Source organism: Serratia sp. LTN-2 (assembly GCF_059740205.1).
This window is the reverse complement of sequence record NZ_JCAXDO010000001.1, coordinates 161,711-174,387: the sequence shown is the minus strand read 5'-3', so window position 1 is coordinate 174,387 and position 12,677 is coordinate 161,711. Positions and strand designations below refer to the sequence as shown.

The 12,677-nt window shown below is 61.3% G+C and carries 11 protein-coding genes; 6 read left to right on the top strand and 5 right to left on the bottom strand.

The genetic code is table 11. The features are described from left to right. The first annotated feature begins 16 nt into the window (after positions 1 to 16). Together AC6BYQ_RS00800 and AC6BYQ_RS00795 are read left to right on the top strand one after the other, a co-directional pair. Positions 17 to 1,315 carry a c-type cytochrome gene (locus AC6BYQ_RS00800; protein ID WP_498056109.1) on the top strand — a complete coding sequence of 433 codons (1,299 nt, stop codon included), beginning with the start codon at positions 17 to 19 and terminating at the stop codon, positions 1,313 to 1,315. 72 nt (positions 1,316 to 1,387) lie between these two features. Continuing rightward, positions 1,388 to 1,993 (top strand): nitroreductase family protein, encoded by a 606-nt coding sequence (locus AC6BYQ_RS00795; RefSeq protein ID WP_498056108.1) that lies wholly within the window; start codon positions 1,388 to 1,390, stop codon positions 1,991 to 1,993. A 208-nt stretch (positions 1,994 to 2,201) separates the two neighbouring features. Here the strand turns inward: AC6BYQ_RS00795 and AC6BYQ_RS00790 are convergent, their stop codons facing one another. Further along, entirely contained in the window at positions 2,202 to 2,774 is a 573-nt protein-coding gene (locus AC6BYQ_RS00790; protein WP_498056107.1) for a hypothetical protein, read from the bottom strand. A gap of 133 nt (positions 2,775 to 2,907) precedes the next feature. Then, a complete protein-coding gene (locus tag AC6BYQ_RS00785) occupies positions 2,908 to 3,837 on the bottom strand; it encodes a DMT family transporter (protein ID WP_498056106.1) in 930 nt (309 codons plus the stop codon). 144 nt (positions 3,838 to 3,981) lie between these two features. On the opposite strand from AC6BYQ_RS00785, the gene AC6BYQ_RS00780 reads away from it, so the two are divergent. Both AC6BYQ_RS00780 and AC6BYQ_RS00775 read left to right on the top strand, forming a co-directional pair. Further along, entirely contained in the window at positions 3,982 to 4,536 is a 555-nt protein-coding gene (locus AC6BYQ_RS00780; RefSeq protein WP_141972936.1) for a helix-turn-helix domain-containing protein, read from the top strand. A 123-nt stretch (positions 4,537 to 4,659) separates the two neighbouring features. Next, a complete protein-coding gene (locus AC6BYQ_RS00775; RefSeq protein ID WP_019455399.1) occupies positions 4,660 to 6,585 on the top strand; it encodes a DUF3857 domain-containing protein in 1,926 nt (641 codons plus the stop codon). A gap of 38 nt (positions 6,586 to 6,623) precedes the next feature. Here AC6BYQ_RS00775 and AC6BYQ_RS00770 read toward each other — a convergent pair whose 3' ends face one another. From AC6BYQ_RS00770 to AC6BYQ_RS00760, 3 genes are all read right to left on the bottom strand, one after another. Continuing rightward, the gene (locus AC6BYQ_RS00770; protein ID WP_498056105.1) at positions 6,624 to 6,980 is read right to left on the bottom strand and encodes a DUF1937 family protein; all 357 of its coding nucleotides are present in this window, start codon (positions 6,978 to 6,980) and stop codon (positions 6,624 to 6,626) included. A gap of 100 nt (positions 6,981 to 7,080) precedes the next feature. Then, positions 7,081 to 8,313: an ethanolamine utilization protein EutH gene (gene eutH / locus AC6BYQ_RS00765; protein ID WP_498056104.1), complete on the bottom strand. Its 1,233-nt coding sequence runs from the start codon at positions 8,311 to 8,313 to the stop codon at positions 7,081 to 7,083. Beyond that, the gene (locus AC6BYQ_RS00760; RefSeq protein WP_498056103.1) at positions 8,306 to 9,766 is read right to left on the bottom strand and encodes an FGGY-family carbohydrate kinase; all 1,461 of its coding nucleotides are present in this window, start codon (positions 9,764 to 9,766) and stop codon (positions 8,306 to 8,308) included. Before AC6BYQ_RS00760 ends, eutH begins: the two co-directional genes overlap by 8 nt. Positions 9,767 to 10,022: 256 nt before the next feature. Here AC6BYQ_RS00760 and AC6BYQ_RS00755 point away from each other — a divergent pair, with 256 nt between their 5' ends. Both AC6BYQ_RS00755 and AC6BYQ_RS00750 read left to right on the top strand, forming a co-directional pair. After that, positions 10,023 to 11,426: an NAD(P)/FAD-dependent oxidoreductase gene (locus AC6BYQ_RS00755; protein ID WP_498056102.1), complete on the top strand. Its 1,404-nt coding sequence runs from the start codon at positions 10,023 to 10,025 to the stop codon at positions 11,424 to 11,426. Further along, positions 11,416 to 12,639, top strand: a complete 1,224-nt coding sequence (locus tag AC6BYQ_RS00750; protein WP_498056101.1) for an FAD-dependent oxidoreductase — start codon at positions 11,416 to 11,418, stop codon at positions 12,637 to 12,639. Before AC6BYQ_RS00755 ends, AC6BYQ_RS00750 begins: the two co-directional genes overlap by 11 nt. The last annotated feature ends 38 nt before the right edge of the window (positions 12,640 to 12,677 follow it).

The following is a 12,677-nucleotide window of genomic DNA, read 5'->3' as shown; positions in this document are numbered from 1 at the left end:
AACAAGGACAGCAACCATGAACAAGATGAAAAAGATCGCCGGATGGGGCGGCGTAACGGTGCTCGCCGTTGTGGTGGCCGGCGTAGTCGCCAGCTGGCAGCCGGAAATCGCGCCGCTTGCCGCCGATGCGACGCACAGCTTCAGCCAGGCGCAGATCGCGCGCGGCAAAACGCTGGCCGATCTCGGCGACTGCGCGGTGTGCCATACCCGCTCGGGCGGCGAGCGCAATACCGGCGGGCTGGCGATGGAGATCCCGTTCGGCACCATTTACACCACCAACATCACGCCGGACGTGGAAACCGGCATCGGCAGCTGGAGCTACGCGGCGTTTGAGCGCGCCATGCGGCACGGCGTCGATCGACAGGGGCGCTATCTCTATCCGGCGTTTCCCTATACCGCCTTTACCCGCACCAGCGACGCCGATCTGCAGGCGCTTTACGCCTACCTGATGTCGCAGCCAGCGGTGAAATCTCGGCCGCCGGCCACCGATTTGCACTTCCCGTTCAATATTCGTCAGGGCATCTTCGCCTGGAACTGGCTGTTCCTGACGCCGGGCGCGATGAAGGAAGATCCTGCTCAGAGCGCCGACTGGAACCGCGGCGCTTACCTGGTCGAAGGGCTGGGGCACTGCAGCGCCTGCCATTCGCCGCGCAACGTGCTGTTCGGTGAGAAAACCGGCGCCGATCACCTGGCGGGCGGAGTGGCGGAAGGCTGGACAGCGCCGGCGTTGACCGCTCGCTCGCCTGCGCCGCTCGTCTGGACGCAGCAGGATCTGGTCGATTTCATGCGCACCGGCTACTCGGCCAACCACGGCGTCGCCGCCGGCCCGATGGCGCCGGTGATCGAAGAAGGGCTGTCACGCTTGCCGCAGGCCGATTTGCAGGCGATCGCCGTCTATCTGCGCAGCTATCATCCTGAAACGGCGTCGGGCGCCACGGCGGCAGCCTTGAACGCCCAGGCGGAGCGCCAGGTTGAGCCCTTGAATTCGCAAGGGGCACGGCTGTTTTCCGGCGCCTGCATGGCTTGCCATGCGCAGGAGAAAGGCGCGCAGATGGCGGGGGTGCGGCCGTCTCTGGCGCTGAATACCAACCTGTTCGCCGCCACGCCGGACAACGCCATTCGCGTGGTGCTGGATGGCATACAGCGGCCGGCCAACGCCGAACTGGGCTATATGCCGGGCTTCCGCTATAACCTGGATGACGCGCAGATCGCCATACTGCTCAACTACCTGCGGCAGCACTACGCCGGTCAGTCGCCGTGGCCTGACTTGAAGGCGGAGGTCGGCCGTTTGCGCGCCGAAACCGCGCAGAAATAGCCGCCGGGGGCTGGACAGCCGCACCGGGTTGGCGACAATAGACGTTTTCACATGGATAGAGGCAGTAATAAAATGAATACGTTAGATGCGATCCGCCAGCGCCGCGCCACCAAGCAGTTCGATACGCAGCACGCGATGACGTTCGAAGAGAAAAAAGCGTTGCTGACCATCGCGCTGCAGGGGGCGCCCAGCGCTTTCAACCTGCAGCATTGGCGTCCGCTGCTGATCGAAGATCGCGCGCAGCGCGAGAAAATTCGCGAGGCGGCGTGGGGGCAGGCGCAGGTGACCGACGCGTCGATGCTGGTCGTGCTGTGCGGCGATCTGTCGAGCTGGGAATCACAGGTAAAAAACGTCTGGGCCGAAGCGGCGGAGCCGGTACAACAGTTTATGATCCCGGCCGTCGATCAGTACTATCGCGGCAAGCCGCAGGTGCAGCGCGACGAAGTCATGCGCAGCAGCGGCATTTTCGCCCAGACGCTGATGCTGGCGGCCAAGGCTCAAGGCTACGACTCTTGCCCGATGGACGGTTTTGATTTCGACGCCGTGGGTGAGATTATCAACAAACCGGCGCATTATCAGATCGCGCTGATGGTCGCCATCGGCAAGGCTGTGGGGCAACCTTATCCGCGCATCGGCAAGCTGCCGTTCGACGAGGTGGTGAAAACCGACCGCTTCTGATCTGAGCGCTAAATGACAAAAGGGAAGGCGCAAGCCTTCCCTTATTTTTTGTGACGCACAGTTCGTTCCAATAGCTGAAACGAATGCGCCGTTGCAGGCGGTGATGCCACATAGAACACTCCTTCTACCCTACACGGTGTAAATAAATAACACCGCGCCTGGCACAAGGCGAATGCCTTATTGTGCATAGCTTGCCCGGCGAGCGGGATTAGCGATATTTGTTGACGTTGGCCACGGCGGAATCTAACGACGTTACCTTATATTTCCAATAGGTTATTTTATTGGCCTGCGCTGCGCCCACCGCACCGAAATAGGCTTGCCACGCCGTGCCGCTGGTCAACAAATCGGTAAACATCTGCCCCAGGTCGGTGACGCTCCACAGGGTACGGTAGCCTTTCACCGCAGAAGGTGCCGGCGGCGTATGCTGAACATAGTCGCCAACCGAATACCGGTTCTCGTAGGCCATAAATACGGTGTAGACCCGTCCGTGCGGCGCCGTATGCTGGTACCAGGGGACCACCACAAAATGGTGTACGGGAGGGCCAATCATAAAATGCCAAACGGCGGTTTCCGAGTTCGCCCCAGCAAAGCCCAGCGCGATATTGATATTCTTTTGCATATCACGGTTATTTTCGATCGTGGTTCCGGCTCCGCTGTCGTCTTGCGTTTTACCATAAACGGCCCGGCTCATTTGGGCGGGAACGCCCGGGCAATTGTTTATTGCCATCAGAAAACGATTGCTGACAATGGCATTAATTAATGTTTCACCGGTATTGCTCATATTGATATTTCTCCACACGCAAGATAAATAATCTAATTATTGGCAAGATTAATAATTAGCATGGATTAAATATACTGAATGACGGCGTCGATAATAAGGTTAGACAAAAATCGCCGTTGGCATTCGTTTATGTTCACTTATTTTCTGCGTCACGATGACGGGTTCGGCTGCCGTTAATGAGGGGGCCAGGTCTGTGGGTGAATGGACGTTTATTGAACATCATGCCCGCCGCCGCGCCGAGAATGGCCAGCGTACCCAGCAGCTGCAGCAGGCTGAGGCGATGGCCGAACGCCGCCCAGTCCACCACGATCGCCACCGCCGGGTAGATAAACGACAGGGCACCGACCAGAGAGGTGGGGATTTTCTGGATAGCGCCGTAGAGCAACGTGGACATAACCCCGGTATGCACCAGTCCGATGGTCACCAGCAGCAGCCAATCGGTCGGTTCTGCGGGAAGGTGGGCCAGACCGGCGAACGGCGCCATCGCCAAGGCGCCGACGGTCAACTGAATCAACACGATCAGCTGCGGCGGCAGCGCGGCCAGCTGTTTGACGATCGCCGCCGCAATGGCGTACATCAGGGCCGCGCCCAGCGCCAGCGCCACGCCGAGCAGGTAATCACCGCTGTCGCCGCCGCTTTGCCGGCCGGTGACCATCAGCACCATCCCCGCAAACGCCAGCACAAGCCAGCCCAACTGATTGATCGTCAGCTTTTCGCCGAACAGCAACGCCCCCAGCGCCACCAACATGAACGGTTGCACATGGTAGGTGACGGTGGCGACGGCGATCGAAGCATGCGCATAGGCGGCAAACAGCAGCGTCCAATTGAGCACCAGCGCGATGCCGCCCAGGATGGCGAAGGCCAGCTGTCGCCGGTTGATCGCACCCTGTTTTAACTGGCCGAGCGCGGCGCAGGTGGCCAGCATCGCCATCGCGCCAAACGCGCAGCGCCAAAATACCACCGTGGCGGGCGGCTGCCCTAACACCAGCACCGGCCAACCGACGGTGCCAGAAATCATCATGGCGAGGATCATTTGTGCCGCGCCGCGCGTTTTCGCTTTCATGGGGTTTCCCTCGTCGCCTGACCGCGCTTGCGGTGAAACGGGTTAATCATTAAAATGAACAATCGAACATTATGATGAACACAGATGCGCTTGTTCGTCAAGTTGAACAAACGTTTTATATAACGAACGGTGAGTGACAATCAGATGCAGAACATTACGCCTATCGGCCTGCTGTCGGCGGCGATCCGCCGCGAGCGGGAGCGGTTAAATCTGTCGGTGACCGAACTGGCGAAACGCGCGGGCATCGCCAAGTCCACGCTGTCGCAGCTCGAAGCCGGCAGCGGTAACCCCAGCCTGGAAACGCTGTGGGCGCTGGCGATGGCGCTGGACGTGCCGGTCAGCCGGTTGATTTCGCAGCCGAGCAGGCAGGTGCAAGTGATCCGCGCCCATGAGGGAACGCCGGCGCTGTCGGAGCAGGGCAACTACGCCGCCACGCTGTTGGCGACCTGCCCACCGGGGGCGCAACGCGATATTTATCGGCTGCGGGTGCAGCCCGGCGAAGTGAAACTCTCCCGGCCGCATCCCCCCGGCACCGTTGAGCATGTGATCATCAGCAGCGGGCGCGCGCGCCTGGGGCCGGCGGATCAGCCGCTGGAGTTGAGCGCCGGCGATTACATCAGCTACTCGGCCGATCGCGAACATGTATTCGAAGCGCTGGAGCCGGAGACCACCGCCGTGATGCTGATCGAACAGGGCTAACCCGGGCGTTGAAGGTCCGTTTATTGAAAATGATTCTCAATTATATTAGTGTGCCCACCTGTTTTGACGCCGGGACGAGCGGGTAGCCCGGCGTCGCCGTTTATTGCCCTTCAAGGACCGAAGATGAAAATCGCTATTCCTTCCATACTGTTACTCGCCGGTTTGACGGCGACGCACCCGGCCACCGTGTTGGCGGTTGCCGCGCCTGCGGCGGCAGAGCAAGGCCAGAACGATACGGCCAACAATGATTTCAGCTTCGTGCGCTATCGCGCGGATTACCGCGTCAACGCCAACGCCACCAACGTGAAAACGGAAAGCTACGAGGTGCTGCTGAAGACCAAGGCAGCGATCGAGAAATTCAGCCAGATTCGCCTGAGCTACAGCGAAAAAATGGAAACGCTCGAGGTGGTCGCCGCCTATACGCTGACCGCCGACGGCCAACGCCACGATGTGGCGCCCGACCGCATCTATACCCAGGAGAGCTACTCCAGCGCCACGGCGCCGCTGTACGCCGATCGCAAGGTGCGCGTCATCGTGTTTTCCAACCTGGCGCCGGGCTCACGCGTGGTGTATGAGCTGCGCCGCACGCAAAACACGCCGTATTTCCCCGACTATTTCGGCCTGTGGGAAACGTTCAGCGTCTTCGATCAGTTCGACGACGCCGAAGTGACCCTGCAGGCGCCGGCCAAGCTGCCGATGCATATTTTCACCCGCGGCGTGGCGGGTGGCGACCAGCCGCAGATCCGCGGCGGACAGGCGCACTGGCGCTGGCATTATTCGCGCAGCGCGCCGATGAAGGCGCAAAACTGGGCGGCGGACAGCTGGACCTTCAGTCCGACCATCATGGCCAGCACCTACCGCGATTGGCCGCAGTTGGCCAAGGCCTACCAGCTGAAGGCCGGCGCGGCGGCGAAGGTGACGCCGGGCATTCAGGCGCTGGCGGACAACATCACCGCCGGCATCAGCGATCGGCGCCAGCAGGCGGAGGCGCTCTATCGCTGGGTGGCGCAAAACATTCGCTATGTGGCGGTGTATCTGGGCAACGGTGGGCTGGAGCCGAATTCGGCGCAGAGCATTCTCGATAACCACTACGGCGACTGTAAGGATCACGTGGTGATCCTGGAAGCGTTGCTCGCCGCCAAGGGGATCGAAAGCTCGCCGGTGCTGATCGGCATGGACGAAGGCCCGATACTGCCTAAAGTGCCGCTGCTCAGCCGCTTTAATCACGCCATCACCTACGTGCCCGAGTTCAAACTGTACCTGGACTCCACCAACCCTTGGGCGCGGTTCGGCCAGCTGCCGGAAGGTGACCTGGGCGCGCCGGTGCTGCTGACGCGCGACGCCAAACTGGCGCGCACGCCGGGTAGCGACGAGCAACCGGTCAAGAGCGCGTTGAGCGTCGATTTCGTGTTCGACAAGGCCGGCAACCTGCAGGGGGAGACCGAGCGTCGGCTAAGCGAAGTGGAAGAGATTGACCTGCGGGGCTACTTCTCGCAGATCAACCGGCAGAACCGGGCGCAGGCCGAAGCGTCAATCATGTCCGCATCCGGCATCGACGGCAGCGGCGAGGTGGCGATGAACAGCGATCCGTTAGATCTCAAGAAACAGTTCGGTTACCGCTTCCGCTTCAAGGCGGACGACTACGTCGATTTCGGCGTGGTGGGCGGCATGACCTTGCCCAATCCGCCCGGCGGCAAATCGTTCCGCACGCTGTATACCACCACGGCGGCGCCGGGCAACGAAACCCCGTTCTACTGCAGCGCGCAGCGTTACGACGAAACCTATCGCCTGCAGTTGCCGGCCAACGTGCCGATCATCGCCATTCCGCAAGACAGGCAGTTCCGCAATGCGGCGGGCGACTATCGCGTCGAGTGGCGCCGCGACGGGCAGCAGGTGATCGTCAATCACCGCCTGCAGGTAAACGCCATTCGCGGCAAGGAAGCGCTGTGCCAGGCGCAGGATTACCCGGCGTTCCGCGAGCTGTTCCAGCAGGTGCGGCGCGGTTTCCGCGGCCAGGTGGTGTACGGCGAGTTGGCCAACGGCAAATAAGCTGCCGCCCCGTCGCGTTCGGCGGCGGGGCGCACGCCTCAGCTGAACTCGGCCGCGACGTCGGACCACAGGCTGACGCGGCAGCCGCGCGCGGCAAAGTAGTCCATCTCGCGTTTGATGCCGCCGCTCTCCTGCCAACCCGGTAGATCGAGCACGATCAGCTCATCCATCGCCGCCATAAACAGCGCGTCGATCGGCGCCCACAGATTACCGATGGCGGTTTTATCGAGATCTTGCAAACACCCGTTGATCGGGTGCGACATGCTAACCTGGCTAAAAACGGCGCTGCCGGCGCGCACGATGGCGGCGGCGACGTCGTTGCAGGCGATAAAGCGTTGTTGCACGACGTTGGCGTCGGCGTGGCTGTAAGGGCAGGCTAAAAATATCTTTCTCATTACCGTTGGCTCTCTCAATAAATGATGTTTGGGGTGAAAAAAGGGCGCAGCTTCCCCGTGAGGCGGCGCCCCGTTTATTTCTTATGGTTCAGGGGTAAATTCAGCGAACGGCGGCGGCAATCGCCGTCGATGGCCTTTGCGTCTGTTGTTTTTCCAGCAATTCAGCTTCCGGCACCGAGATTTTGATGGCGATCAGCACGGCGATCATGCCGCCGAGGAACTTGCCCATCATGATTGGCAGCACCAGCGAAGGTTGGAAGTTGGCGGTAAACGCCAGGTGATCGCCCAGCGTGGCCTGCGCGCAGATGCCAAAGGCCACGCAAAGCACCTTATCGCGCGCCCGCATGCCTTTGAACAGGTGATATACGGCGATGATATTGGCCAACACCATGATAAAGCCCAGTGCGCCGGTATCCGACAGACCGAGTTTTTTGCCGATGAAATGCATCGGTTTGCGGCAATAGCGCTGGAACAAATAACAAATGGGGAATGTGCCCGCCAACATAATGCCGATATAGCCGGCAATTTCGATAGCGCGGAATAATTCGTCTTTGTCGGCGAATAACGGATCGAATACCCAACCGCCGAACACCTTTTTAAATACGCCGGTGAAATGTTCGATGATGCATAACGCCAGCACCAGCTTGATAAAGGCATCCGCCGCCTTGCCGAAGATCAGGAACCCTTTCACCATCGCCGCCGGCCGCAGTTTCAGCCCCAACGCCAGCAGGAAGCACAGGGCGAACAGCGGCGACAGCAGCCGCAGCGCCTGCAGCAGGTCCAGCTGCAGATAGTGCGCGGCGGGCGAAGTGGTAGAGATAATCTCCCTGACCGGCAGGTTGTTGAAGGTGATGGTCACCAGGGCGATCAGCACGGCGAACGGAATGCTGATCAAACCCGCCATGGCCCCTAACGCCAGATACTTATGGTCATCGCGGTTCAGCATGATAAGCCCGACCGGGATCAGGTATACGATGCTGGCGCCGGAGGTGTAACCCACCAGCATGGCGACGATCCACATATCGCGGTTGGCGGCGATGGCGTCGGCCAACTGGTAACCGCCCATGTCCACGGCGATCACCGCCAGCGCCGCGATCGAGGCGTCTGAGCCGAGCGCCGAGAAGAAGGGGCCGATGCTGTACATGATCAGGTAAGAGATGATCGGGATCGCGGCCATGATGCCCGCCTGAGCGAGAAACACCGGGCCGATGGCATGAATGCCGTTGACGAACTCACGCCCCAGTTCACCTTCCGGTTTAACGATCGACGCCAACGCACCGATCAGGGTGCCGGCCATGATGATATAGATGATGAAATTACCGAACTCAGCCATGGTGTTCCTCCTGCGGTGAACGTAAGCCGCGCGAGCGCGCGATGATTTCCTGATAGCGGGTAAACCAGAGCGTCATATCGACCTCGGCGGGTTCCGTCACTTCATAACGGTTGAGCACCTTGAGCGGATGTTCCATCCCCAATCCTTTACGCGCCAACAGCGCCACGCCCAGGGCGGTGATCTCCTTATTGGCGGGAGAGACGATGCGTTTTTGGATCAGGTTGGCGAGAAACTGCGTGAAGTAACGGTTGGCGGACAGACCGCCGTCCACCGAAATGCTGTCGCCGATCGGCTTTACTTTATCCATGGCATTGATCACCTCGGCGGAACGCATGGCGATACCTTCGAGGATCGACTGCAGCAGATCCTTGCGTTCGGTTTCCAGCGACAGCCCGGCCCACACGCCGGCGGCGGAGCGGTCCCAGTAAGGGCAGGCCAATCCGGAAAGCGCGGGCACAAAAGCCAGGCCGCGCGCGATGGCCGGCTGGGCCGGGAAATCGCCGAATTCATCGAAGTCGTTGAACAGGCCGATTTTTCTCGCCCAGTTGATGGCGGAGGCGGCGTTATAGACGCCGCCATCCAGACCGTATACCGGCTCGGCGCCGGGCAGCTTCCAGCATAGCGTGGGCAGCAGACCGGATTCGCCGGCGTCGACCGGACGCGGCCCGGTGATCGCCTGCAAAAAGGCGCCGGTGCCGAAGGTGATCTTCATCTGTCCCGGTCGATGGCAGCCGTGGCCGTAAGTGCCGGCAAACTGGTCGACGATGCAGGCCGTCAGCGGCACCGGCTTGCCGTTGAGCGCGACGTCGCCGAAGTGGCCGATGTTGTCTCTGACCTCGGGCAGGCTGTCGATCGGCACGCCGAACAACCGGCACAGCTCTTCATCCCACTGCAGGGTATGAATGTTGAACAACGAGGTGCGCGACGCCGAGTTATAGTCGGTAAGATGCCGGCCACACAGGTGGAACAGGAAGAACGCGTCCATGGTGCCGAGCCGCAGGCGGCCGCGTTGCGCCAGCTGCCTGGCCCCCGGTGCGTTGTTCATCAGCCAGCCCATTTTGCTGGCGGAGAAGTAGGTGTCGAGCGGCAGGCCGGTTTTCGCCATCACCAGCGGCTCAACGCCTTCGCGTTTCAGCCGCTGAATCTCCGGCTCGGTGCGCTGATCCTGCCAAACGATGGCGTTGTACAGCGGCAGACCGCTGTCGGCGTCCCAGGCCAGCAGGCTTTCGCCCTGATGCCCTAAACCGATGGCGTCCACCATGTCGCACTGGCTGAGACAGCGGCGGATATTCGCCAATATCTCCAGGGCGTCATGTTCCACCCAGCCCGGATTGGGGGTGATCTGCTTGTGCGGCATGCTGGCCGGCGAATGGTGCCTGCCGTCTTCGCCGAACACCACGACCCGGGTGCCGGTGGTTCCCTGATCAATCGCGGCATAACGTTGATTCATCATTGCTTCGCTCTCTTATAGGTTTTGTTTTTTTATTGCGCCTGGTGTTGTTTGTGTGACCGTTTTAATAATCTATCTTCAATTTCACACATTAAAGCAACATAAATCACAAGATAAAATAACCCCGCGTGATCGACCTCATACTTTTTGCTTATCACCGCGTCCTGCCGTTTTTTTTGGGGTTTGTGTTGTTTTTGTCATTTCAAATGGGGTTATTGTGTGGTTTTATGTGGTTATCACATTAAGACGGGGCATCAGCATGATGGAAGAACAAGCGGGTTGGGACATTGTCGTGATTGGCGGCGGTGTGGTCGGGTGTGCGGTATTCCGCAAATTCTGCCTGATGGGCGCCCGTACGCTGCTGTTGGAGAAGGGGGGCGATATCCTGTCCGGTGCCAGCAAAGCCAACAGCGCGCTGCTGCATACCGGCTTCGATGCGCCCAGCGGCAGCCTGGAACTGCGCTGCATGCAGGCCGGTTACCGGGAGTTTATCGCCATCCGTGAACGGATGAATTTGCCGCTGTTGCCCACCGGCGCGTTGGTGGTGGCGTGGGACGAGCAGCAGTTGGCGGCGCTGCCCGCGATCGTGCAGCAGGCGCACGACAACGGCGTGCTGGATGTGGCGCAGATCGACGCCGCCGAGCTGTATCGCCGTGAGCCGCAGTTGGCGCCCGGCGCGTTGGCGGCGGTAGAGGTGCCGGGAGAAAGCGTGATCGATCCCTGGAGCACGCCGCTTGCGTATCTGACGCAAGGCGTCAAGCACGGCGGCGACTATCGCTTCAATACCGAGGTGACCGGCGCCGAGCGCTTGTCGACCGGCTGGCGGTTAACCAGCAACCGGGGCGTATTTCACGGCAAAATCGTCATCAACTGCGCCGGTAATCAGGGTGACCGGGTGGAACGTTTCTGCCATCAGCCCGAGTTTGAAATTCGCCCGCGCAAAGGCCAGTTCCTGGTGTTCGACAAGGCCGCCGCCGGGCAGGTCAACGCCATTATCTTGCCGGTGCCGACGGCGATCACCAAAGGGGTGCTGCTGTCGAAAACCATCTTCGGCAATTTGCTGCTGGGGCCGACCGCCGAAGAGCAGCAGGATCGCGAGACGGCGACGGTGGACGAAACCAAAATGCGCGAACTGATCGAACAGGGAACGCGGCTGTTGCCCACGCTGGCGAATTACAGCGTGACCGCCAGCTATGCCGGATTGCGGCCGGCGACCGAGCAGAAACACTACCGCATCCAGCACTATCCCGACCGGCAGTGGATCTGCGTGGCGGGCATTCGCTCTACCGGCCTGACGGCGGCGCTCGGCATCGCGCAATACGTGGAGCAGCTTTATCGCGACCATTTTACGCCGTGCTTCACGCCAACCGCGTCAGAGACCGTGCATTGGCCGCAGATGCCGATGCTTGCCGACTATGCGCTGCGCGATTATGCGCGCCCGGACAACGGCGGCATCGTTTGCCATTGCGAGCTGGTGACCCAGCGGGAGATAGAGGCGGCGTTCGATTCCGCCGTGCCGCCGGAATGCATCGGCGGGCTGCGGCGCCGCACGCGCGTGATGATGGGGCGCTGCAACGGTTTCTATTGCAGCAGCCGGGTGGCGGAAATGGTGGGCGATCGTTTTGGCCAAACGCTGGCCGTAGGGAGCATTGATGAAAACTGAGTATCAGGTGGCGATTGTCGGCGCCGGGCCGGCGGGGATCGCGGCAGCGACCGCGCTGCGGCAGGCGGGCATCGAGGATGTGGTGATCCTGGAACGCGAACAGCAGGCGGGCGGCGTGCCCAGGCACTGCCGGCATCCCACCTTCGGGCTGCAGACTTTTTACCGGCCGATGCTGGGGTCCACCTATGTCGATAAGATACTGGCGCGCGCCGGACGGGTAGAGATCCGCACCGGCGTGACGGTGCTCGCCATCAAACCGGACGGTGAGCTGACCATCACGGACCGTCGTGGCGTCAGCAGCTTGAAAGCGCAGCGGGTGATCCTGGCGACCGGCGTGCGCGAGACGCCGCGTCATCCGCGCCTGGTGAGCGGCCTGCGGCCGCAGGGCGTGCTGACCGCAGGCGCGCTGCAGCAGTTCGTCTATTTGCGCGGGCTGCAGCCGGGCAAGGCGCCGGTGGTGGTCGGCACCGAGCTGGTCAGTTTCTCCGCGCTGTGGACGCTGCGCAATGCCGGCGTGCGCGCCGTCGCCATGATTGAAAGCGGCGGCAGGCCCGTCGCCTGGCGTCTTAGCGCGCTCTATGCGCGCCTGATGGGGGTGCCGATTCATTATTATTCGCGGGTGACCGACATTGCCGGCCGCGAACGGGTCGAATCCATCGAGGTGGAGAACCGCCAGGGAGAGAAACGGCGCATCGCCTGCGACAGCCTGATCTTCACCGGCCGCTTCACCGGGGAGTATACGCTGATCCGCCAGAGCCACCTGGCGCAGCGGCCGGACAACGGCTGCCCGCTGACCGATCAGTTCGGCCGCTGTTCCGACGCCGCCTATTTCGCCGTCGGTAACATGCTGCATCCGGCAGACATGGGCGACCAGTGTTATCAGGAAGGGCTGCGCGTCGGCGAAGCCGTTGCCCGTTCGCTGCAGCGTACGCTGCCGCCGGCGAGGCAAATCCTCCCGGTGCGGCATGACGAGCGCATTCGCCTGACCGCGCCTGCCAACGTGGCGCTGATCGGCAAACCCGCCACGGTCACGATCAATATGCGCGTGGAACAGCCGGTGTCCGGTTCGATCGTAGTGCGGCTGGGGGAGAACGTGCTGTATCGCAAAACGCATCGCTGCCTGCCTGAACGGCGGATCTTGCTGCGCAATATCGCCTTGCCGGCCGACGGCGAGCGTGACGTGCTGCACATCAGCATCGAACCCGCCGGATGAACGGCGGTAACGGCTTGCGTCTAACGCCATGAAACCCG